Origin of the sequence: Paraburkholderia sp. RL17-337-BIB-A, assembly GCF_046025895.1 — a bacterium.
Classification (GTDB): Bacteria; Pseudomonadota; Gammaproteobacteria; order Burkholderiales; family Burkholderiaceae; genus Paraburkholderia; species Paraburkholderia fungorum_C.
Window position 1 is genome coordinate 260556 of record NZ_JARESY010000003.1, and the last position, 22396, is coordinate 282951.

Below are 22396 nucleotides of genomic sequence, written 5' to 3' on the forward strand. Positions count from 1 at the left end.
CCTTCACGACGCCGGATCGTCTCAACTTCACAACCGCGCAGCACGGTCACGTCGTAGTGGGGGTTCTGTCGCAGTAAGCCGATCTGCTATGGTGATCGGTCACGAGACGAGCGATGTATCGAATGATTAAGACCCCGAACGCAGCGGTGAGCAAGGCGCTCAAACGGCTGCACTACCCGCTGGACATAATGCTGACATGCGTACGTTGGTACGTCGCCTACCCGTTGAGTCTGCGTCATCTGGAAGAAATGATGTCCGAGCGGGCAGTGTCGGTCGACCATTCGACGGTGCACCGGTGGGCTATCAAGCTGCTGCCTGCGCTCGGGAAGGCATTCGGACCGCGCAAGCAAAAGGTCGGTCGAAGTTGGCGAATGGATGAGACCTACATCAAGGTCAAGGGCGAATGGAAGTACTTGTATCGGGCCGTCGATAAGGCCGGCGACACGGTTGACTTCCTGTTCCGCGCCAAGCGGGACAAGGGCGCCGCCCGGCGCTATTTTGAAAAGGCGATCGCTGGGAACGGCGTACCGGAGATGGTGACGATCGACAAGAGTGGGGCGAATCTTGCAGGGCTAAATGCGATCAATGTTGATCGCGAAATGCCGATCAAAATTCGACAATCGAAGTATCTGAACAACGTGGTCGAGCAGGACCATCGAGCGATCAAACGCATCGCACGACCAATGCTAGGATTCAAGAGCTTTCGTTGCGCCCGCGTCATTTTAGGTGGTATCGAACTCATGCATATGATAGCGAAAGGGCAGATGAAGAGTGACGGTGGACGGCATCGTTCAGTCGCCGAACAGTTCTACGATCTTGCTAAATAAGCATTCCTATCGGTTCCGTCCCGACTCTTCCTAATTTCCTTACTGCGACAGAACCGCGAATGCTTACGCCCTTGTGTTTCTCCAGGTCGTCCAGAAACGCGACGATCAAAGGGGCATCGATTTCCTCAAAATTCAGGCGTGACGGTAGTTTATGCAAACGCTGCTGTACGAACTTCAGAAATTGACGGAAGGTATCGCGATAGGAACTGATTGTGTGAGGACTCGCCTGGCGCTGCTGCATCAGTCGCTGTGTAAAGAAACGCTCGAGCAACGGAGCGAAGCTGGCGGGGGTGGTCATGGCCGCTTCTCCCAGCGCTGCTCGAGCCGGCGCATGGCCTCGTGCATGAGTTCCGGTGAGCCGCTTAGATACCACTGCGTATCGGCGACATTGACGTGGCCGAGGTAGGCTGACAGGATCGGGAGGCGACGCTCTGGATCCTGTTCAGACCGGTACCAGTGGACAAGTGTGTTCGTCGCAAAGGTGTGCCTCATATCGTGCAGGCGTGGTCCCTGATGGTCGGAAGCACCACGCAGGCCGACCTGTCGCGACAGCGCATAGAAAGTCCGATGTACCTCTGCGCCATCCAGACGATTGCCCCGGTTGGAAACGAACAGATAGGAAGACACTGGCCGACCGGCCCAATGACGATTACGTCGCTCGATGTAGTCGGCAAGCACTTCGCGAGTCGAGTCATGCAAAGGCATGAGGCGGGACTTACCGAATTTGGTGCCACGGATTGTAAGCACCCCAGTGGTGAGATCCACATCCCGAACCTCAAGATTGCGGGCTTCCCCGAGCCGCATACCTGACACACTTAGCAACCCAAACAGGCAATAGAACGTCCTGGGCCGCAGTGCACTGCGCTCATATCGACATCGCATTTGAAGGGTGGCCCGCAGTAAGTTTCGAATCTCATCGTCCGAATACAGGTACGGTCGAACCCGTTTCGGTTGGAACGGCAGCAGCCCTTGCGCTGGAATCTGGGTGCGCGAATCGGTGGCGCTGCGATGACGTGCGAACTCGCGTACGAAGCTGAGTCGTTTCGCCCAGTGTGCAGGTTGGACGCCGAGTGGTTGTTGCGCCCAGGCGAGAGCCAATGCCTGCGTGATGTAGGGGGCGCGATGCTGCTCCATGAACGTGACGAAATCGAGTAACGACTTGCCCGCATCATGCAGCTTGAATCCCAAACTGCGTCGAAGATTGATATACGCAGCAACAGCCTGCCGGAGCGAGTTCATTGCACACCTCCCGGCCATGGCACAGCCAGCGTGCGCAACGCCTTGATGTCAACCTTGGTGTAGATCGTCGTGGTCTGCGGGTGTTGATGCCCCAGCAACTCTCCTATCTCACCGAGCGAGGCACCATGGCACAGCATCTCAGTCGCCAATCCGTGACGAAACTGGTGGGCCCCCATAGTTGGGGCGTCGATGCCAGCACGCTGGAGGGCATGCCGCACAACCGAACTAACTGCACTTGGCCCGCTAAACCCTGTGATCGGGGCTCGGGCGCGCAGAAACACACGACGACATGTGCTACGCGGTCGCCCACGAATCAGGTATGTAGCGATCGCTTTGCCGACGTCGACGGGCAATGGCAACTCGTTGCGCTGCCCGCTCTTACCTCGCACGTTCAAACGTCCCGCGCTCCAGTCGATATCATCCAGTTCAAGTGCTGCTACTTCCCCGGAGCGGACCCCCAATCGAGCAAGCAAAAGCAAAATGGCATAGTCGCGACGACCGGTTCCGCTTCGTCGATCGATGCTGGCTAACAACTGCCGTGTTTGATCTGGGGTAATCCCACGTGGTATTGACGGCATCGACCAGTTGGCCACGACTGGAACTGCGGCGGACAAATCCAGGGTAATGTCCCCGCGATAGCGCGCATAGCGTAGGAAGGATCGCAGCGCGGCGGTCAGAAGCTTCGCACGCTTCGGCTGCAAACGCGGCGCCTGACGTTGTACAAATCTCACGACATCGCCAGCACAGAGGCGAGAGAGTGTGACGCGTCCTTTACCGAAACAGTCTTCAAGGAAACCGCGGACGAACGGCACGTAGTTGACGATCGTCGCTGTGGCCAAGGCACGCGCTTCGCGTAAGTACGCCACGTATGCCTGTACGCAGCACTCAGTAGGCAGCAGTCGGGTCAGTCGTACCCGCTCCGCAGGAGTCAGTTGCTCCTGGCGCAGAAAATCAATGAGGTGTCTGAGCGCAGCCTGGTCCCCCCGGCGGGGTTGAACATGTCGCGCACGATATCGTAAATACCGTATCGCGTGATCAGCGCAGATGCTGCGCACTCCGAGACCCGTCTGTTCAAGCCAACGGCTAAACCCCGCTGCGATCCGTACTTGCTGCTTCAGCGATCCTGCGCTGTATCCCTGCTCACTGAGCGATCTCGCAAATGATGCGATATAGGCAGCAAGCGGCCCTTCAGGCGGTCGCGACAGCACAACCTGATCATGGACGACGTACTTCACGATGAGCTCCTTCCCGACATGCGGGGGCTGGTGGAAGGAGTCAAGACTATCTCCAGTCGATCGCTTGAATCGCCCGTGAAATCCGCGCTATCTCCGGATTACCCGACATAGTCGGGAACGGCACATAGTGACGCCTATCTACCCGGCGACATAGGCGCCACAGCTTTGCGACGCATCTCCTCGAACAGAAGGTGGATATCCGCGTGATCCAGGTTCTGCTCGGCCACGCCAAGCTTGAGAACACCGCACTTTATGTGCAGGTGGCCACCGACCTGCTGCATGAAGTCACCAGTCCACTGGACCGCCTGCCACCTGGATAAGCCCATACCCTGCAGCATCTCATGCTGGAGGTTGCGGACATCTTCCGCAGCCACGGGCCGGCGTGGCGAGCCACGACACGCCTGAGTCTGGGGCAGCTGAAGGTCATGTCAGCCATCGAACGGTGCCGCACGGCGGCACTGGGCGGACATGTCTTGCGCTGTTCAGGCTGCGCAAAGGCGGAGGTGTCCTTCAACTCGTGCCGGGACCGGCATTGCCCGAAGTGCCAGGCCAGCGCCGCACACCGCTGGCTGAACGCACGCCAGGCCGATCTGCTACCCATCGAGTACTTCCACGTCGTCTTCACGCTTCCCGCACCCATCAGTGCGATCGCCTGGTACAACAAACGGATCATCTACGGCCTGCTGCTCGACATCGCCGCTGACACGCTGCGCACGATCGCCGGGGATCCCAGGCATCTCGGGCGCCCAGATTGGCGCCACGCTCGTACTGCACACCTGGGGCTCGGCGCTCACGCATCACCCGCATGTGCACGGCATCGTACCCGGTGGCGGGCTGTCGCCTGACGGTGAGCGCTGGATCGCCTGCCGGCCCGGCTTCTTCCTGCCCGTGCGTGTCCTGTCACGCCTGTTCCGGCGCCGCTTCCTCGAGGCACTCCAGTCGGCTCACCACCGTGGCGACCTGCAGTTCTTCGGCGAGTACACCGGGCTCGCTGATCCCGCCACCTTTGCCCGGTGGCTTGCGCCGCTACGTACCTGCGAATGGGTGGTCTACGCCAAGCGCCCGTTCGCCGGACCGGAAGCGGTGCTCGAGTACCTCTCACGCTACACGCACCGCGTCGCCATCTCCAACCGGCGCCTCGTCGCCTTCGATGAGCGCGGCGTGACGTTCCGCTGGAAGGACTACCGTGCAAAGGGACGCACCCGCTACAAGACCATGACCCTCGAAACCGGCGAATTCATGCGCCGCTTCCTGCTCCATGTGCTGCCCGGTGGCTTCCATCGCATCCGTCACTACGGACTGCTCGCCAACCCGGTGCGCCGCGCCAGTCTCGCGAAGGTGCGGGACCTCCTGCACGTCGCACCGGAGGTCAGCCCGCCACCCGATGACACCGTCATCCAGACCCGGCCCGTCTTCATCTGCCGGCACTGCGGCGCACCGATGATCGTCATCGACATCCTCGCGCGCAGCGCCCCGATCCGCGCACCGCCGATGTACCGGAGTCAGACATGAGCGCAACAGTTGCTCGATCTGCCTGTCGAACGTCGGCTCTGCGGCAACGCGGCCCACGAGCGGACGTTTGCGCGTGTCGCTTCGCGCAGTCCCTCGCACGTCCGCTTCGCCACCACAATTGCGCCACTGCGCCGCTTCATCACTGCGTCAGCGTGCATCAAGCATCCCGCCTGGCCGCGCCGCATCCGGCACCGCTGGGCATCCTGCCCGATCAATCGCCATAGCCGCGAAGCTCCAACCGCATCGGGGCACTCCGCGGTTTCCTCCATCGAGGCTTATTCGACGCCTGCCAACACGCGCACAGACCCCGTCACATTCCTGTGGCCGATGGCAGGCATCGAATAACCCTTAACGACTACGGACAATCGCGGACAGGGTTCGCTATAATTTCTCGCTTCTCCAGCCATAACGTCAAAAATGTCCTTCAGGCAAAGCAAGTCTCGCGGTGGCCAAGCCCGCAAGCCTCTCACGAAAACGCTTCTGTTGCCGATGGACCGGTCCTCTGCCAGTAAACGTTCGCTATCGTGTCATCTTGCACTGGCTGCTTGTCGTGACGGCCATGGCAATAGCCACCTGATCAACGAGCTCATGCATGCGGTGTACCTGAGCTGGTACCTGCAGCGCGCCGGTTATGGAAATCTGCCGCCCGAGCAGTTCAAGATCGCCGAATATGCCGCTGAGAACACGCTGGCGCACGCGCATGAGACCGGTAAATGGCGAATTGCGTCTGATGTCATCAGTGATTTCGAAACGCTGCTTTCGCTCTATGACGCCCAGCTCGCAAGCGCGCGACTGCATGAGGTCCTGGAAGCCGAGCGACAGCTGAGGTGTTTTCTGACGGGGAATAGCGACTCTCCGATTTCGATGTCGCCTTAGTCGAGGCTCTGGTGAGTCGCTTTCTCTGCGGAAATATAGATGGGAATACTAAATTTGACATTTCAGAATGGCCTCGACAGTGAACGTCTTAGTTCAAATCGTCAGCTTTCGGTTGCAACCCGCTTGTCTGTAGGGGACTCGGGCAAATGAGCTCCCAGGGACGGATCGCGAGCGGCGCAGCCTGATTCAGGACTTTGCATAAGACTGAATTTAGTCTATATTCGGTCTTAATGACGCGACGAATGGAGGATCAGACATGCGCCTGGCAGACCACGTAAAGCCAATCAGCTACCTGAAAAGCGACGCAGCGCAGATCGTCAAAGATTTGACGGCTTCTGGCGAGCCGCTGCTCATCACGCAGAACGGCGAAGCGAAGCTCGTCGTTCAGGACGTGCAAAGCTATGAGGACACCCAGCAAACGCTGGCGCTGCTCAAAATTCTGGCCTTGGGCCAGAAGGACATCGAGCAGGGTAAATTCAAGGATGCCGACGAATTTCTCGCCGAACTCGACGACCTTGATCGGAAGGAGAAGATCGGCTAATGGTGCAGACGAAGTTCAAGCTCGTGATTCTCGAAGAGGCGCAAGAGGATACAAAAGATTTGCGTCGCTACATCCTCAAGAGCTTCAGTGCTGAGACGTGGAAGCAAACGTCCACACAATTGGCCGTCACGTTTGGAAATATCAGGCAGTTCCCGCAAAGCGGTTACGTTCCGGCGGAGCTTTCAGATTTCGGCGGTCTGAACTTCCGGGAAGCGTTAAGCGGCCAGAACCGGGTTATATATGAGGTGCGCGACGGCACAATTTACATTCACGTCGTCACTGATACGCGCCGCGATTTGCGCACGCTTCTTCAGAAGCGACTGTTGCGCTCACGCCAGTAAGGAATGACCCTCCGCACGGCCTGTCTTCAACGGATTACGCCTAAATGCTGGTGATCGTCCGTCTGTGGCGCGGCGAAGTGAAGTTCCGGATGTCCTCTCGTCGCTGGATGCAGTCGCGTCAAAGCGGATCGCACCTGCTTGACCGCTGCAAGCGAGCCGTCGCAGATCTGAGATGCGTGAACTGCCACCCCATAATTCTGAACTCCCCACGCTAGCATGAGCTGTATCGGTGATTGAGTATTGGGACTAGTACAACATCCCGCAATTACTTTTAATAATTGATTGCATGGTTTATCCTGGCGGTATGAGTCGAGGACGCCATGCAACGCCAGTGAAGCTGGCCAGGAAGGAAAGACAGGAGCTGCAGTCGCTGATCCGACGCACGACGGCTGCACAGCGCGATGTGACACGGTCACGCATCGCGTTAATGGCTCACGAGGGTTACACGAGTGCGGCGATCTCACAGGAACTGGGCGTGTCCGTGCAGACCGTCAGCCAGTGGCGCCAGCGCATTGCGCGGCAACGCGCGCAGGGGATTCGGGAGGCAGAGCGCAGTGGTCGTCCGCCGCGCATCACGCAGGAGACTCGGCTGCAGCTGATCGCACTGGCGTGTGAAGTGCAGGAAGCGCAAGGTCGGGCCACGCCGACGCTCGATGAGATTGTGACGCGTGCAGTCGAGCGAGGGATCGTCGAACAGATCAGTCGCAGCCATGTGCAGCGCATCCTGCAGGCTGGCGACGTTCGCCCGCATCGGGTGCAACAGTGGCTGCATAGTCCGGATCCGGCCTTTCGCGAGAAGGTCAACGTGATCTGCAAGCTGTACCGCAAGGCGCCGAAGAATGCGGTGGTACTGAGTATTGACGAGAAGACCGGCATCCAGGCCATCGAGCGCAAGCAGGGCGCGCCCCGTCAGCCGGACGGTTGCGCCGCCGGGAATTTGAATATATCCGTCATGGTACGCAGTCGCTGATTGCCGCGCTGGATGTTCATACCGGACGGGTACTGGGAAGCTGCCGCGACCGGCGTACCCAGGAAGACCTTGTGACTTTCATGGACAGTGTGGCAGCCGCGTATCCGGGCAAGCAGGTGCATGTGATCTGGGATAATCTGAACACGCATCGCGCCCAGGCCGTGTGGCAGGCATTCAATGCGCGGCACGATGGACGGTTTCATTTCCATTTCACCCCTTTGCACGCGAGCTGGGTGAACCAGATCGAACTGTGGTTTGGGCTCTATACGCGCCGTGTGCTACGTCACGCCAGCCACACCAGCACGGCGCATCTTCGCGAGCGTACAGAGCAGTTCATCCGGCGAGCGCAACCAGACGGCACGTCCCTTCAGATGGACTTTCCGCGGCTACCCGTTGCAAACTGGCGCATCCTGAACCGGAGCGGTCATGCCTGCCTTACCCGCGAAACATCATGCAAGCGAACTGCAGCGTCAGCTGCGTGAATTGTTGGGCCACGACCAGGTGGTCACGCAGGCTTACGGGCGTCATCTGCTGATCAAGCGCCTGGACAATCAGGAGTCGACCGTTGTGGCACGCCTGAGTGAACTCGGCCGCAATCTTTATGGTGCGGCCTTTCGTAGCCATAGCGGGCGATGGGAACCTCTGCCTGGCTCAGGTTCGCTCGCCGAAATGGCCCAACTGGTTGTCACGCTCCTGCAGCCTTATTTGCAGCCAGACAATTATTAAAGCTATTTGCGGGATGTTGTACTAGGTGTTCCGTTCTGTTTGCACGGGTACTCCTGTAAAAGCTCACCACTCGCGAGAGCTAACTCAGGAATTTGCAACTAACCGTCTGTCTAAACTGCACACACTACCGGACAAAACCCGTCTGGCAGCGAGAGGGGGGAATTTGAAGTTCGAAGTAAAGCCTCATGGTGACCAGGGATCACGGACGCCGGGTACCGGCTGAATCGTTATGCCGTTGGCGATCGCGCTGCCTGTAACTCTGGTAGATTTATCGCAGCGCGGCGCAGTGCAAATACAAAGACCGCGAATGATATCGTCGAGGTACGTCATGGAAGTTCTTGATCGCGCGCCCGCCGTCTCGCCGGACGGACGCGCCGTGGTTTTCATGCTGTCAATCCGCGGGCGCGAGGTCGAAGGCGCAATTGCGCGTGACGCACTCGAAGAGCATTTCTGGCTGCCGCGTAGCGCCGACGCGACGCGCATGCTCAAAACATTTGAAAGCGGCCGCAACCGCATCGTCGCGGTCGCACAAAGAAAGTTACTTGCGCGGCCAGATGAGCGACTGTCGCTGACGGTCAACGACTTCGTGGCCCGTTAAAGGGGCCGCTGGCCGGCGGTGATTTTCGGGTCGAAGATAGCGTTGAACTGGCATTAAAAAGCACGAGCGTGCTTTTGGTGATAATCTTAATGCACTAAACCGCTGACGCGGTAGGGGTGGAGAGCGAGCGCCTATAACTGACGTTCATCAGAGATGGTAATCAGGCGCTGGATCATCAGCGAGGAGAAGCGGACGTTTCCAGGAGCAATATATGGATGCCCACCCGGGCTTCATCATTGCTTCCAGGAGGTGCGCCATGACGCCATTGCGTCAACGTATGTTACACGACATGCAGATCCGTAATCTCGCCGAAAATACTCAGCGATCCTATCTTATTCAGGTTTCAAGCTTCGCCCGGCACTTCCGCCGTTCGCCCGAGTTACTGGGTCCCGAGGAGATACGGGCCTGGCTCATCTATCTTCGGGAAGAGCGCAAGCTAGCGCCCGCCAGTCTCCACCCAACGATCGGTGCACTGCGCTTCCTCTACCGCGTGACGCTTAAACGCGACTGGAGCGACGAGGACTTTCCATTGCCGAAGAAGCCGCTAAGACTCCCCGTCATCCTGAGCCTCGATGAGGTAGCAACCTTTTTCGACGCAATTCCCAGCCTGAAGTACCGTGCCATTCTGATGACCGCATATGCCGCCGGTCTTCGAATTTCAGAAGTGGCGCACCTGAAGACCACCGATATCGACAGCCAGCGCATGGTCATCCGCGTGAACCAGGGGAAGAACCGTAGGGATCGCTTCGTGATGCTCTCACCACGGCTGCTCGAGATCCTGCGAACGTACTGGCTCAATGCTCACCCTCGCGACTGGCTTTTTCCCGGCGACGTCCCCGGACACCCGATTACCACTGCCGCGATCTGGCAGGCATGCAACAGGGCACGACAGCGCAGCGGCATCCAGAAGCCGATTACGCCGCATGTGCTGAGGCACGCGTTCGCCACTCATCTGCTCGAAGCCGGTACTGATGTGCGCAAGATCCAACTGCTCATGGGCCACAGGTCCCTTGCCACCACTTCGCGGTACCTGACGGTGGCCACGAGCGCCGTGTGCTCCACCACCAGCCCCTTCGACCTGCTTCCGCACCCCGCACCCATTCCGTCTGCGCCCGCTGTGCCAGAGGACGTCTGAACCCAGTCATGCGGCCGGCGATCGAAGTGGCAGACATCTTCCGCCGCTGCGGACCTCAGTATCGGCAAACCCATGCCGAGGGGCTCAGTCGTGTCCAGCGTCGCGTGATGAGCGCCATCGAACTGTGCCGCACCGCCGCGCTCGGCGCCCATCTCGAGCAGTGCAATACGTGCTCATATCAGCGCATCACCTACAACTCGTGCCGGCATCGCGCCTGCCCGAAGTGCCAGTCGCTCGCCCGCGCGCAATGGCTCGAACGTCGGCGCGCGGAACTCCTCTCATCGGTCGAGTACTTCCATGTCGTCTTCACGCTTCCCGAATCCATCGCCGCGCTCGCCTTGCAGAACAAGAAGACGCTCTACGATCTGCTGTTTCGCGCCAGCGCCGAGACGCTGCGCACGATCGCCGCCGATCCGAATCACCTGGGTGCCGAGATCGGCTTCATCACAATCCTGCATACGTGGGGCAGAATCTGCTGCATCATCCCCATGTGCATTGCGTTGTGCCAGGCGGGGGCATCGCGCCGGACGCCGAGCGCTGGATCGCCTGCCGTCCTGGCTTCTTCCTGCCCGTGCGGGTGCTCTCACGGCTCTTTCGCCGATTGTTTCTCGAACAGCTGCGCCGCGCGTTTGACGCCGGCGCGCTGCACTTCCGTGGCCAGCTTGAGCCGTTGCGTGACCCGCGAGCGTTCGCCGCCTGGCTCGCGCCCGCTGCTCACGCGGACTGGGTCGTCTACGCGAAACCACCGTTTGGTGGCGCCGAACACGTGCTCGACTACCTGGGCCGCTACACCCATCGCGTCGCCATCTCCAATAACCGGCTGCTTGCCTTCGACGAGCGCACCGTGCAGTTCCGCTGGAAGGACTACCGGCACGAGGCCAGGCAAAGGACCATGACGCTCACGGCCGATGAGTTCATTCGCCGCTTCCTGCTGCATGTGCTGCCCGAGGGCTTCAAGCGCATCCGCAGCTACGGATGGATGGCCAACTGCCACCGCTCTGACAGGCTCGCTACCTGCCGGCAACTGCTCGGCGTCGAGGCTCCCGCCGCTGCGTCAACCGAGCCCGGCGAAGACTACCGTGACCGCTACCAGCGACTGACCGGCAAGTCGCTGCGCGACTGCCCCGTGTGCGGCACGGGCCGCATGCTCCGCATTGAAAGTATGCCCGGTAGCCTCCCACGAGCCCCCCCAGGTTCCGTCCATGCGCACTAGTTGCCAATGCACCTGTTTCTGGACACGTTTGCCTATCCCGACGAGGCAAGCGCGGCTGCACTCGTACCTTCGATTCGTCGCAGCACCCGAATGGCACAAAAGTCAAAGCCTTGGTCCGCGGCTCACTACATTCGTGCGTCTCTCGCCACGCAGGCGTCACGCGATGGTGTCGAGCACAGGTGCGATAACCCACCACGAGCCTCGCAAATTACCGCGGCAGTCAATCACTGCCCATAGCGGTCACCGCCTGCGGAGCGGTTTAGCGCAAACGGTTTTTTCGTTACCGACCGCGGAGTGATCTCGATCGGCCTGGTGATGCGCCTGTAGCCGCGATCGCTAACGAAAAAACGCTCTGCATTATCTGAATGGCGCGGTTTTGATACACGTTTTTTGCAAGCTCAGTTTCCGGAGTAGCGCGCGGCGCCCGTATGCGGGAAAGGGATTTCGCGTTGACACAACGTCGTCAGCCCTGCGGGTAGCGCCCAGCAACCGGATGGAAATCGCAGCATGGATCACGTTCGCCCATCGACGCGCTGCCTTTGCCGGGCAGCCAACTGCGCTGCCCGGCGCCGCTCCGTCCGGTTGTGGTAAAACAGCGTGCCAATGCGCCGGTGTGTGGCGCACAGATGCAATCAGGAGCAGAGGTTGAGAAGGAAGTCAGAGAACAGGTCGCGGGTCATCGCGGTACGCGTCGAGCCGGCAATTGAACAGCGATTGAGACTGCTGGCGGAAGTCACAGGGCGTAGCCAGTCGTTTTTTCTCAAGCAGCTGATCGAGAAGGGCATCGACGCAATGGAAGACGCTTGGCTGCCCCAGCAAGTGGTCGCCCAAGTCCGCAGCGGGGCACTGCCGGCGCAGCAGCATGGCACGACCTTGGATCTGTTCGGCGATCAGATTTGCGAGTAGTGAGCAGGGTCGCAGAACGTACCCGCAAGTATCGTCGCTTTGGCGGACGGCAACAGGGTGCACTCGCCGACTTCGTTTCAACAGCCTTCAACCAGCGCAATGACGCACAGACCCACCGCACCGGCACGCCGGTGTGTCTGCGGCGCGGTCGGCGGCCGCCTGCCTATCAGATCCATCCCGCGGATACGGCCGGTCGACAGCAGAGTAGTCCCGGTGCGCAGACCCGGCTTCATGGCGGCGTCCTGTGGCGGCCACGCCTCGACGTGCGCGCCTGGTCTGTGTCGTGAACCGGGTGCGACGGCGCGCCGGCTGCGCAAGGGCGCGCGGATCGGGTAAGGTGGCGGCATTCACAACCATAGCGAGGAACACGCAATGAACAAGCAGGAACTGGTCGACGCAGTGGCCGCGAAGACGGGCGGCAGCAAGGCGGCAACCGGCGAGGCGATCGATGCGGTGATCGCGGCGATCACCGGCGAAGTGACGAAAGGCGGCACGGTGCAGCTGGTCGGGTTCGGTTCGTTTTCGACGGGCGCGCGCGCCGCGCGGGTCGGCCGCAATCCGGCGACCGGCGCCGAGATCCAGATCCCTGCTGCGAGGACGGTAAAGTTCACGGCGGGCAAGGCGTTCAAGGATGCCGTGAACGGCGCCTGAGACCAGACGCAAGCCGTCGGCCAGATTTCTGCCGATGGCGCGGCTGTCGGCAGGGCAGCCGCTACCGGTGCTGGCGGCAGCAACGGCACGGAGTGATCGGGCAGGGCCAGGACCTGGAACTCGGGACGATCGCGGATCCGGCGGGAAGCCTTGTGTCCACCGACCGGTGCGCTGTGGCGCTACCGGACGCGCATCGTGCGCGTTATCGCAGAAGCGCGTGGGCAGCGCGCGATGATCGAATCGCTCGATACCACGGGCAGGATCTTTGTCAGCACTGGGAAGTGGAACAGGCTGTGCGAGCTCGGCGCCCAGCTGTTCTAGTTGGGCACCTTCTCCGGTCGGTCGCGCTGCCAACCTCAGGCTGGTTGCGACAACCTGAACTTCCAGCTGCATTCCACTACCGGAGCCGCCACCCTGACGCAAGTAACGCATCACGTCGGTGTGGATGTGAATTTATGCCTTTTGTATACTGGCGCGCATATCAGTCGAGGTAACAGCATGAGGCGTGTGATCGTCCGGCGATCGTCAGTTCACGGCAAGGGCGTGTTCGCAGTGAGGCCGCTTGCAGCTGGCGAGCGCGTGCTCGAGTACAAAGGTGAAATCACCGCGTGGCGAGATGCCGTTCGCCGGCACCGGCGTGAAGGCGTCGAGGGACACACGTTCCTGTTTGGTCTGTCGGACGGGCGCGTCATCGACGGCAGCCGCGGTGGCAACAGCGCACGATGGCTTAACCACGCATGCGCGCCCAACTGCGAGACGATCGAAGACGCTGGCCGCATCTTCATCCACACGCTCCGGCCTATCGAGGCCGGTGAAGAACTGTTTATTGAATATTTGCTGGCCACTGACGATCCTCTGGATGAAGACGTTCGGGCGCAGTACGCGTGTCGGTGCGCCGCGGCGGACTGTCGTCACTCGATGCTGGCCGACGCAGCGTGAACAGGGGTTGTGTCGCGATAAGGTTGGCAAGGCAAAAAAGTTCCGCGATGACAAGGAATCCTTATGCCACCAACGAATAGAATTGATCGGCAGCGGTTCGAGTAACGTCGTCGTCCTTCATCTGACCTTTCCTGATCATATGCATCGTCTCAATGCCTGACAGGATGATGCGAGCACACCGGAAATCCTTGAAGCCCATCATTGGCGTGATTCGGCGTTTGATGGCCCGATGGTCCTGTTCGACGATGTTGTTCAAATGCTTGACCTGCCGGACCTTGATGGGCGTTTTCCGTTCAGCGTTGATGGCCTGAAGGGCGGCCAGATTGGCACCGCTTTTATCCATGGTCACGGTCTCACGCGCGCCGTTCCGATCGATGGCTTTCTCGAAGTAGCGGCGCGCGGCAGCCTTGTCGCGATGCGCCCGCAACAGGAAATCCACCGTATTACCGGCCTTGTCCACTGCGCGATACAAGTACTTCCACTGGCCACGCACCTTAACGTAGGTTTCATCCATCCTCCCGCTCTTGCCGGCCGGGCGTTTGTACCTGCGAAAGGCCTTCTCGAACAACGGAACCAGTTTGATCACCCAGCGATGCACGCTGGAATGGTCAACCTCAAAGCCGCGCTCAGCCATCATCTCTTCGAGATTGCGAAGGCTCAACGAGTAGGCCACATACCACCGCACACATAGCAGGATCAAGAGGGTAGCCGCGGCCCCTCTCAGGAACGCGGCCCCCGAAGAACGCAGCATGCGACTTTCACCGCACTGCGCGCGCGCACAGCGTTAAGCGTCACGAAGACGCTGGTTGCCAAGCACGTCCGACAACCTTCGCACGCGTCGCATCGTCGATTCACTTCGTTACCGAAGCAAAGGGCGCTGAACCGTAGAAATACCGGTCTCTCACAAGCTGCCCTTCATCGAATCCCAGATGAGGGCCTGCGACAACTGCACCACACGGAAGTCTGCACTCTTTCGAGTCAGGGCAAATCTTGAACCCCTATGCGACCTATTACCGGCCACCGTTCGCTTTTTCCGCGTTCTCATATCCACTTGCCCAACAGCTTCCCTTGCAGGTCACCTGCCTGCGCCAATCTTCTGGCGCAGGCGGACAGTTGGACTTACCACGTTCCCGTCCTCGCCGACCCGAATGTTCCCGGGCCTGTCCGTTTAGCGCCTGTCTTTCCCCCGGCAGCACTTGTGACGACGTGCTTCGTTGGATGACCGAAGCAACCGGCTACACGCCTTTTTGGCAGGGCCTGACAGCCGCTTTGGCCCAGCTATCCTCACGAGGTTTATCAACAGTTCACCTATGTTGCGCATGCGGAACTTGCCTTGCACCTCACACCGCACGGCGGCTGGCAGTGCCAATTCCTTCCCCGTCGCCGGGGTGAACCTTCTGTCGACAGGCACGTTGTCTCCAGAGCTTCACACCCAACCGTTACCGGCTGCGCATGTCTGGATAGGCAACTGCTGGTCGTACAGCAGGTCGCAGCACTGCGATCGTTTCGGATCGCCGCGTACGACAAGACCAGAACGAGCTTTACCGCCAACTACCTGCCGCTTGACGCGCGGCTGACGGCGACACGTGTCGCACCGTCCAGCGGATAGTGCAGGCGCTTGAGTACCTTCGCTACGCCGGCAGGCAGGGCTTTTCTCGCAGTCGCCTTCTTCATATCACGCTTCACTTCAGGAAAATGTGCGCCTAAATTTTACTCCTGCATCCTTAGCGCGACACAACCCGATGCGGCACAACATGCGGCGCGCGTTTAATACAGTTACCTTTCAGCAAGCAGATTTCGTCAGCGGGTGGCTCTGGTCCGTAGGTAATTTCGATGGGTTGCCGGCGATTCTGCGGGAAGGTACCGTGGTGTGTGCGGCGCTGTCTGGCAATGGTGGAGTAGGCGTTGTCAGGTTGTTGGGGTCGTCGCGTAAGATGGCGCGATGAAGAAATCAAAATCGCTGTATCACGGTCACCGTTTCCCCGCTGGTGTTATCAGTTGCGCCGTGCGTTGGTATTTTCGCTTCCAGTTGAGCTTGCGCGACATTGAGGAGTTGCTCTTCGAGCGCGGCGTGGTCGTGACGTACGAGACGATCCGATGCTGGTGCGACAAATTCGGTGCAGGCTTTGCTCACCGCGTGAAAGCGGCCCGACGCAAGACAGGCAGCACCTGGCATCTCGACGAGATGTTTGTGACGCTGCGCGGGGAGCCTTACTTGCTTTGGCGCGCGGTTGATGAACATGGCGCCGAGCTCGACATCCTGTTGCAGAAGCGACGCGACAAGGCCGCCGCCAAACGCTTCTTCAAGCACCTGCTTCGTTCGTGTCCGGTGCCACGCAAAATCGTCACCGACCAGCTGCGCAGCTACCCGGCCGCGAAGGCGGACATCCGCGAACTGGCCAACGTCAAGCATGTGTTCGTTAAGGCCGCCGCCCGGTTAAACAACCGAGCCGAGAACAGTCATCAGCCCACGCGCGAACGTGAGCGTCGCATGCGGGGCTTTCGTGAGCGCAAACGCACGCAGGCATTTCTATCGAGCTTTGGTCCGATCCGGCAGCACTTCGCGCTCAAGCGACATCTGCTGCGTGCTTCGCTGTACCGCAAACAACTCAGCGAACGCTTTGCCGCGTGGCATCGATTCACTGAGCTCACCCAAAATCCGTCGACTGGTTTCTGAGCGATTGCCAGTTATCCTGAAGTCCGCCTGAATACGGAAAGTTGACAAAGCCGTTAAATGGGACGACCACGAGGTTGGGCTGCGCAACAGACGGGGCGGGCATCGATGTCTTCACCGGGCAGGCCAGGTGTCAATCAGTTAGAGACGAAACAAGCATTCTGGAACTGCATTGCCGAGGGAATGGAGAGTGATGCCGCCGCGTTGGCGTGCGGCGTGTCGCAGCCCTTGGGCCCGCGATGGTTTCGCCAGGCTGGAGGCATGCCGCCGATAGATTTGGCGCCGCGCTCGGGTCGCTATTTATCGTTCTCGGAGCGTGAGGAGCTTGCCTTGCTTCGGGCGCAGGACTGCGGGGTTTGCGAGATCGCACGGCGGCTTGGTCGTTCGCCCTCGACCATCTCACGCGAACTGTGCCGCAATGCCGCGACCCGTGGCGGTACGCTGACCTATCGGGCGACGGTCGCGCAGTGGAAAGCCGAGCGAGCGGCAAGGCGGCCCAAGACCAGCAAGCTCGCCGAGAACGAGCGATTACGGGCTTATGTGCAGGACCGACTGGCGAATGCGGTTACCGATGAGAAGGGCCGGCCGATACCGGGACCCAACGTACCGTGGAAGGGAAGACGGCATGGTCGTCGGGCCGACCGGCGTTGGGGCACTTGCTGGAGTCCGGAGCAGATCAGCCGCCGGTTGCGACTTGATTTCCCCGATGATGAGTCTATGCAGATCTCACACGAAGCCATCTATCAAGCACTCTACATTCAGGGCCGTGGTGCATTGCGACGCGAACTCTCTGCGTGTCTGCGTACCGGCCGGGCACTGCGCGTGCCACGGGCCAGAACGCAGCAGCGAGGAAAAAGCTTCATCACCTCCGAGGTGCTGATCAGTGAGCGCCCGGCCGAGGTTGCCGACCGTGCTGTACCTGGGCATTGGGAAGGAGATCTGATCATCGGCCTGAACAGCTCTGCAATTGGCACTTTGGTTGAACGTACGACCCGATTCACAATGCTGCTGCACCTACCGCCCATGCCGGGCCACAATTCTGGCGCTCGGGTGAAGAACGGGCCGGCGTTAGCTGGCCACGGCGCCGAGGCTGTTCGCAATGCCATTGCCGCGAAGATCGCGATGCTGCCCGAGCATTTACGCAAGTCGCTAACTTGGGATCAGGGCGCGGAAATGGCCCAGCATGCGCAGCTACAAATCGACACGGGTTTGGCAATCTACTTCTGCGATCCGCGAAGCCCGTGGCAGCGTGGAACTGACGAAAACACCAACGGCCTGTTGCGACAGTACTTCCCCAAAGGCACCGACATCAGTCGATATTCTGAACGCGAACTCGATGCGGTCGCCAACACACTCAACGCCCGACCGCGCAAAGCCCTTCAGTGGAAGACGCCCGCTGAAGCGCTTGAAGAGTTACTATCCACAGCTTAAAAAACAAGTGTTGCAACGACTCCTTGAACCTAAGTTGACACCCCTGGTCCGAATGATGGATCACGCCCGCGGGCCGCCGCTGCAACAATGCCATGTCCAGTGCGCGCAGCATCAGTTCGGTGTACAGATGGTTCGACATTGCCCAGCCCACGATACGCCGGCTGAATACATCAAGCACTACGGCCAGATACAGAAACCCTTCGCCGGTCGGAACGTAGGTGGCATCAGCCACCCACAGCACGTTCGGCGCGGCGGCGCTGAAGTGGCGGCGCACCAGATCGGGCGCGCGCCGCGCTCCCGCGCGCTGGTGTGTGGTGAGCTTCCAGCGCCGGCGGCTGGCCCCGCACAGACCATCCAGACGCATCAGACGCGCCACCCGTTTGCGCCCCACGTGCACTCCATCACGCCGGAGCTGCACATGAATACGTGGCGCCCCGTATGTGCCACGCGAGCTTGCATGCAGGGTGCGGATGCGCGCCAGCAGCTGCGCGTCACTGCGTGCATGCGCCGATGGCTCTCTTGCCAGCCACCCGTAATAGCCGCTCGTGGAGACCCTGAGCAGCCGCGCCATTGTGGCGATGGGCCAACGGGCCCGGTTCGCTCTCATGAATCCGTATCCTTCGGCGATACGGCTCCCGTCTCCCGGGCAAACCAGGCCGCTGCGTGAGAGAGGATGTCTCTTTCCATCTTCAGTTGCCGATTCTCGCGACGCAGCCGCGAAAGCTCCTGCCGCTCGGCGGTGGTCAGCCCGTCATGGCGCACGCCCGCATCGCGACCGGCCTGTGCCACCCAGTTGTAGATGGTCTGCGCGGTCGGCTCGAACTCCTTTTCCAGTTCCTCCGGCGTGCGCCCGGCCTTCACCAGCTCAACCATCTGCGCCCGGAATTCCGCCGGGTACGGGGTACGATGCTTGCCCATTTCGGCACCTCCTCTTCAAAAGGATAGGCGTCCGTTTTTGCGGGTCAACTTCATACACCAGCAGCGTGCAGGCCGGCGCACGGTCCTCGAACCAGCGGTGATCGCTGCCATCGATCTGCACCAGTTCGCCGAAACATGCGCGCCGGGCGCGCGGCTGGTAGACCTTCGGTGGGCGCTGCCGGCGCGGCACCCAGAGACCCGCGTCCATCGATCCCGCACTGTGCGCGCTGTGGCGCTAGGGCTGGTCGTGCCGATCCTGCTGCTGGCGCTGTGGTGGATGTTGGTCGATTGGTCCGGGCATCACGCTGATTCCTTCGCCGACAGACGTCGCGATCATGATGTGGGATTTCACGCTTGGCGGCGTTTATGACGATGCCTTCAGCGCCACCCTACTGGTGCATCTCTGGCCTCCACGCGCAGGGTGTTCATGGGCTTCGGGCTGGCAGCGTTGGCCGGCGTGCCATTGGGCTTACTGCTCGGGCGTTCGCGCCTGCTGCGAATGCTGCTGGATCCGTTGCTGTCGCTGCTGCGACCGATTCCGGTCACCGCCGCTGCCGCTGGCCATGATCTTCTTTGGCCTCGGCTCCAGTTCGGCAGTTTTCCTGGTTCTCCTTGGTGCGTTCTATCCGATCATGCTCAACACCGTATTTGGCGTGCGTTCGGTCGCTGCCCGATTGTTCGACGTCGCCGCCATGCTCGGCTGTACCGGCACGGCGCAGTTCCGTTCTGTGACCTTGCGTGGCGCGTCGCCGAGTATTTTCAATGGCTTGCGACTCGGCTTGTCGTTTGGCTGGCTCCTCATCGCGTTGGGCGAAATGACCGGCGTCCAACTTGGGCTCGGCGCCGTCATCATGGTCGCACGCACCCTGTCGCGTACCGATCTGGTCATCAGACCGGCGCGAGGTCGTCCATGCACTTTTCGATACTTCCGCCGGGGACATCCGTGTCGATCCCATCAGGACCATTGATGTGCGCAACGACCCGTATGCCTGGGCCGAGAAATCGTTTGCCACCGAGGGTAAAAATGGACCAGCACACTTCCCCCGCGCGGATCGCTTTTACCACGTCGCCGACCTCAACGATCCTGGTCGGAGACAGCCAGTCATGAGTCTTAGGATCGATGGGGGCCCAGCGAACATGCGTGATGTGGCCAGCGGGATCAATGCGTATGCCGTCGATGCCAAACGTAGTCATTCGGGTCTCCGTCGTCCTGCCGGGTTATCGAATCAGCGCGGAATATGAAATTCGCTTGCCCGTATCCTGGACGGAACGCACACCACGGAATCGGTGTATGTATGCGCCCGGTTTTCGCCGAATCTCGAAGCCACTTGCTCGGAAAGAAAGTCGAATTGCTCTGGAAAACTTGCAAAGGACTGCTCCGGATGCTCCAGCGATGAAACCGTCCATGACACCCGGTATCGACGCGCGATGCCGCCCATCACGGCTGCCCGTGCTGGAGTGGCGTGAACTTCGATGCAGTAGCCGCGATACGGCGCATAAGACTGGCTAGACATGGCTTCCTTCGACGACAACGTCTACGCTAGCGACTAATACCCGCATCACATGTGCCTGGGGAAGTAGACCAGGGCAAGTGCTTACCATCGAAAACGTACCCGAAACGTTCACGTCCAGAAGCCGGTCGGCCGGGAACGTTCGCGCGAGGTACTTAACGATTCGATCTCAGGGACCGCCTCGCGATCCCTCGACATGTTCGCCATCACCACGACCCGCGGATGCGTAGACTTCGCGGCTCCGGGCGCTTCTGCCGGATCGGCCGCGCACATCACTGTCATGCCGCGCGACGTCAGCATGGACGCGAGCCGCGAGAGCGTCTTCGGCTCGCTGTCGACCAGCAGCACGGCGAGCCGGGTTTCTGCCCGGCGGAGCGCGCGGGACACACTGGCGCGCTGGCGCGACGCATTCCACTTTCGTCGCAACAGGCGTTTCGTCGGCGTCGCAATGCAGGCAAGAGATGGGCGCTGACTATCTGCCTCCAGATACGGTCCGGTTTGAAACTAGCCATCCGGGCCTGCCGCTCGAGCATTCTTTTTCGACCCGGCAGGTGGAGCAGAGAACAGTGTCTGAACCACCGAAGATCCCTGTGGGTATTTCCGGACCAGTGGCGACCGACCAACTGATATGCCCCAACGTCGATGATCTGATGTCCGTTGTCGGCCAGAAGGTTAAGCGCGGCGGAAATAAATGCTTCGTCGCCGTTGTGATTGAGCCTGTGCATTGCGAGGGTATAACGTTCAAAGCACTCGCGCGCACGAGGCATCAGCACCTGGATGAAGCCTGCTGAAACAAGAAGGCACTCGCCCCCAAACCACCGCGGGTTGTTCAGGCGCTTTCCGGCCACGATTTCGAGATCGCCCACGACGCGCGCCGCTCCATACGCGAAGAACTCCTGGTCGGAGATGTCGAAGGCCCCCACACCGCTGCGGTAGCAGCGCCGCAATACGTCCTGATCAAGCTGTCGCAACGCGACCATATCCGTGTCGAGAAGCAGAACCAGCGTCCCCGCGCCCACGGATTTGCCGATCTGTTCCAGAAGATCGAGCTTGAAGTGGGCCGCATAGAAGCGGGTCGTTCTGGGCAGCGTCAATGATGGTGTCAGGTCGCGCAATTCCGGGCGCACCGACGCATCGACGCTGGCGAGATAGCGCTGTATTTCGCGGCGTGCGTTCGTGAAAATGGTGAGCGTGGGCATCCCGGCAGCGAGCAGGCTCCGGTTTAACGTTATCGCCTGTTCGACGTAGCAGAAAGGGTCAACACGGGTACAGTTAGGGCTTCCCTTGCCTTGCGTATCGATATACACGAGTGCACATGGCAGCACGTTAATCCGCAGCAGGTCGTTCACATTCGCACAGAGAGCCGGGCTGCCGCCGATGCATGTGTGGAACCATGCTCTCCAGTCGTAGCGTTCTGCCTGAGCCATGCATTTCCCCTGTTGTCGCGCAAGTTGAGCGATGCATTCCCCTACGCTTTCTCAAGCAACGTGGTCGGTGCGGTGAAGTTTGTGACATCCACCTCGTGCGGCAAACGCTAAAAGCTAGCGTTTGCCAGACTATAAAACGCCTTGGGTCCGACAGCTTTTGCACGCGCTTCGAGACAGCCCGTTCAGGGACCGCGTGATGGCCCGGTTTGTCCGGATCGAGCCACTTCTGACTCCAGGCACATTTGCAGAACCTTGACCAGGTCAGGCTCGTTGTGGACCAGCAATATCCTGCTCATCGCGCAGACCGCTTGGTTATCGCACCTGCGCATGCGGTATGCCTGGCAGCGCGCCGGATAGCGAGCATCCGCGAACGGCTCCCCGTCGTTGGCCGTTCAGGGCAGGTTGCCGAACATGGTCTCGGCAACGAGGAACTCGCGGCAGGTCAGAGAACATCTGGAGTCCAGAGGCTCCCTCCGGTGCGCAGCTGTGATCAGCCCGCGCGCGTGAGATTCCTTCGTCCTCTCTCAGTTCGGGGGTGCAATGGTCGACGAAGACGCGCCCGGACAAGGCTCTGCGCCGAAATATAGACGAGCCTCCAGCCACGTGCGCAACGAACGGCAATAGTTCCAATGGAAGATCCATTTGACATCCGGGAGAGAGGAGGACGCTTGAGCACCAGCTCCACGGCTGGTTACGGACACGTGGCGCTTGTCCGTGCGGTGCAAC

Annotated in this window: 23 protein-coding genes and 6 pseudogenes; 18 read left to right on the plus strand and 11 right to left on the minus strand. The window is 60.3% G+C overall.

Translation table 11 applies throughout. The annotated features are described in order from the left end of the window. The first annotated feature begins 122 nt into the window (after positions 1-122). A complete protein-coding gene (locus tag P0D84_RS38955) occupies positions 123-827 on the plus strand; it encodes an IS6 family transposase (protein WP_408349651.1) in 705 nt (234 codons plus the stop codon). Here the strand turns inward: P0D84_RS38955 and P0D84_RS38960 are convergent. The 3 genes from P0D84_RS38960 to P0D84_RS38970 are packed head-to-tail and all read right to left on the minus strand — an operon-like array spanning position 820 to position 3301. Then, on the minus strand, positions 820-1125 hold the full coding sequence (locus P0D84_RS38960) for a site-specific integrase (RefSeq protein WP_408347061.1): 306 nt from the start codon (positions 1123-1125) through the stop codon (positions 820-822). The two genes, P0D84_RS38955 and P0D84_RS38960, sit on opposite strands and share 8 nt — an antisense overlap. Next, positions 1122-2066 carry a tyrosine-type recombinase/integrase gene (locus P0D84_RS38965; protein ID WP_408347064.1) on the minus strand — a complete coding sequence of 315 codons (945 nt, stop codon included), beginning with the start codon at positions 2064-2066 and terminating at the stop codon, positions 1122-1124. The genes P0D84_RS38960 and P0D84_RS38965 overlap by 4 nt, the downstream gene beginning before the upstream one ends. Further along, entirely contained in the window at positions 2063-3301 is a 1239-nt protein-coding gene (locus P0D84_RS38970; protein ID WP_408347067.1) for a site-specific integrase, read from the minus strand. Before P0D84_RS38970 ends, P0D84_RS38965 begins: the two co-directional genes overlap by 4 nt. Before the next feature lie 155 nt (positions 3302-3456). Here P0D84_RS38970 and P0D84_RS38975 point away from each other — a divergent pair. The 14 genes and pseudogenes from P0D84_RS38975 to P0D84_RS39040 form a co-directional block, all read left to right on the plus strand. Beyond that, a pseudogene (locus tag P0D84_RS38975) lies at positions 3457-3621 on the plus strand (tyrosine-type recombinase/integrase); the annotation flags it as partial. Positions 3622-3642: 21 nt separating this feature from the next. After that, positions 3643-4813: pseudogene (locus P0D84_RS38980) on the plus strand (IS91 family transposase). A gap of 417 nt (positions 4814-5230) precedes the next feature. Next, positions 5231-5689, plus strand: a complete 459-nt coding sequence (locus P0D84_RS38985) for a hypothetical protein (RefSeq protein ID WP_408347070.1) — start codon at positions 5231-5233, stop codon at positions 5687-5689. A gap of 256 nt (positions 5690-5945) precedes the next feature. Beyond that, entirely contained in the window at positions 5946-6230 is a 285-nt protein-coding gene (locus tag P0D84_RS38990) for a type II toxin-antitoxin system Phd/YefM family antitoxin (protein ID WP_408347073.1), read from the plus strand. After that, entirely contained in the window at positions 6230-6571 is a 342-nt protein-coding gene (locus tag P0D84_RS38995; protein WP_408347076.1) for a type II toxin-antitoxin system RelE/ParE family toxin, read from the plus strand. The genes P0D84_RS38990 and P0D84_RS38995 overlap by 1 nt, the downstream gene beginning before the upstream one ends. Before the next feature lie 427 nt (positions 6572-6998). Then, a pseudogene (locus P0D84_RS39000) lies at positions 6999-8023 on the plus strand (IS630 family transposase). After that, positions 7968-8267 (plus strand): hypothetical protein, encoded by a 300-nt coding sequence (locus P0D84_RS39005; protein ID WP_169491107.1) that lies wholly within the window; start codon positions 7968-7970, stop codon positions 8265-8267. Before P0D84_RS39000 ends, P0D84_RS39005 begins: the two are co-directional and overlap by 56 nt. 328 nt (positions 8268-8595) lie before the next feature. Further along, a complete protein-coding gene (locus P0D84_RS39010) occupies positions 8596-8865 on the plus strand; it encodes a DUF1488 family protein (RefSeq protein WP_408347079.1) in 270 nt (89 codons plus the stop codon). Between the two features lie 211 nt (positions 8866-9076). Beyond that, a complete protein-coding gene (locus tag P0D84_RS39015; protein WP_408347082.1) occupies positions 9077-10000 on the plus strand; it encodes a tyrosine-type recombinase/integrase in 924 nt (307 codons plus the stop codon). Between the two features lie 8 nt (positions 10001-10008). Next, positions 10009-11213: pseudogene (locus tag P0D84_RS39020) on the plus strand (IS91 family transposase). Positions 11214-11858: 645 nt separating this feature from the next. Next, on the plus strand, positions 11859-12119 hold the full coding sequence (locus P0D84_RS39025; protein WP_408347085.1) for a YlcI/YnfO family protein: 261 nt from the start codon (positions 11859-11861) through the stop codon (positions 12117-12119). Next, a complete protein-coding gene (locus tag P0D84_RS39030; protein ID WP_408347088.1) occupies positions 12119-12406 on the plus strand; it encodes a hypothetical protein in 288 nt (95 codons plus the stop codon). Before P0D84_RS39025 ends, P0D84_RS39030 begins: the two co-directional genes overlap by 1 nt. A gap of 85 nt (positions 12407-12491) precedes the next feature. Next, a complete protein-coding gene (locus tag P0D84_RS39035; protein ID WP_408347091.1) occupies positions 12492-12770 on the plus strand; it encodes an HU family DNA-binding protein in 279 nt (92 codons plus the stop codon). A gap of 498 nt (positions 12771-13268) precedes the next feature. Further along, complete coding sequence (locus tag P0D84_RS39040; protein ID WP_408349690.1) at positions 13269-13709, plus strand: SET domain-containing protein; 441 nt, start codon at positions 13269-13271, stop codon at positions 13707-13709. A 61-nt stretch (positions 13710-13770) separates the two neighbouring features. Here P0D84_RS39040 and P0D84_RS39045 read toward each other — a convergent pair whose 3' ends face one another. Next, positions 13771-14460: an IS6 family transposase gene (locus P0D84_RS39045; RefSeq protein ID WP_408347094.1), complete on the minus strand. Its 690-nt coding sequence runs from the start codon at positions 14458-14460 to the stop codon at positions 13771-13773. A gap of 845 nt (positions 14461-15305) precedes the next feature. Then, positions 15306-15383, minus strand: a pseudogene (locus P0D84_RS39050) (IS6 family transposase); the annotation flags it as partial. 268 nt (positions 15384-15651) lie between these two features. On the opposite strand from P0D84_RS39050, the gene P0D84_RS39055 reads away from it, so the two are divergent. Both P0D84_RS39055 and P0D84_RS39060 read left to right on the plus strand, forming a co-directional pair. Beyond that, positions 15652-16386: an IS6 family transposase gene (locus P0D84_RS39055; protein WP_179741847.1), complete on the plus strand. Its 735-nt coding sequence runs from the start codon at positions 15652-15654 to the stop codon at positions 16384-16386. Between the two features lie 57 nt (positions 16387-16443). After that, positions 16444-17814 carry an IS30 family transposase gene (locus P0D84_RS39060; RefSeq protein ID WP_408344547.1) on the plus strand — a complete coding sequence of 457 codons (1371 nt, stop codon included), beginning with the start codon at positions 16444-16446 and terminating at the stop codon, positions 17812-17814. Here the strand turns inward: P0D84_RS39060 and P0D84_RS39065 are convergent. The 3 genes and pseudogenes from P0D84_RS39065 to P0D84_RS39075 all read right to left on the minus strand — a co-directional run. Next, entirely contained in the window at positions 17738-18421 is a 684-nt protein-coding gene (locus tag P0D84_RS39065; protein ID WP_408347098.1) for an IS3 family transposase, read from the minus strand. The two genes, P0D84_RS39060 and P0D84_RS39065, sit on opposite strands and share 77 nt — an antisense overlap. Then, the gene (locus tag P0D84_RS39070; RefSeq protein ID WP_200655180.1) at positions 18418-18732 is read right to left on the minus strand and encodes a transposase; all 315 of its coding nucleotides are present in this window, start codon (positions 18730-18732) and stop codon (positions 18418-18420) included. The genes P0D84_RS39065 and P0D84_RS39070 overlap by 4 nt, the downstream gene beginning before the upstream one ends. Positions 18733-18784: 52 nt before the next feature. Continuing rightward, positions 18785-18934: pseudogene (locus P0D84_RS39075) on the minus strand (ISNCY family transposase); the annotation flags it as partial. A 361-nt stretch (positions 18935-19295) separates the two neighbouring features. Here P0D84_RS39075 and P0D84_RS39080 point away from each other — a divergent pair. Beyond that, on the plus strand, positions 19296-19700 hold the full coding sequence (locus P0D84_RS39080) for an ABC transporter permease (RefSeq protein WP_408347101.1): 405 nt from the start codon (positions 19296-19298) through the stop codon (positions 19698-19700). On the opposite strand, the gene P0D84_RS39085 is transcribed toward P0D84_RS39080, so the two are convergent. The 3 genes from P0D84_RS39085 to P0D84_RS39095 form a co-directional block, all read right to left on the minus strand. Next, entirely contained in the window at positions 19621-19926 is a 306-nt protein-coding gene (locus tag P0D84_RS39085) for a hypothetical protein (protein ID WP_408347104.1), read from the minus strand. The two genes, P0D84_RS39080 and P0D84_RS39085, sit on opposite strands and share 80 nt — an antisense overlap. A 32-nt stretch (positions 19927-19958) precedes the next feature. Continuing rightward, positions 19959-20264 (minus strand): hypothetical protein, encoded by a 306-nt coding sequence (locus tag P0D84_RS39090; RefSeq protein ID WP_408347107.1) that lies wholly within the window; start codon positions 20262-20264, stop codon positions 19959-19961. A 272-nt stretch (positions 20265-20536) separates the two neighbouring features. Continuing rightward, positions 20537-21670 (minus strand): response regulator receiver protein, encoded by a 1134-nt coding sequence (locus P0D84_RS39095; RefSeq protein WP_408347110.1) that lies wholly within the window; start codon positions 21668-21670, stop codon positions 20537-20539. Positions 21671-22396 lie beyond the last annotated feature (726 nt).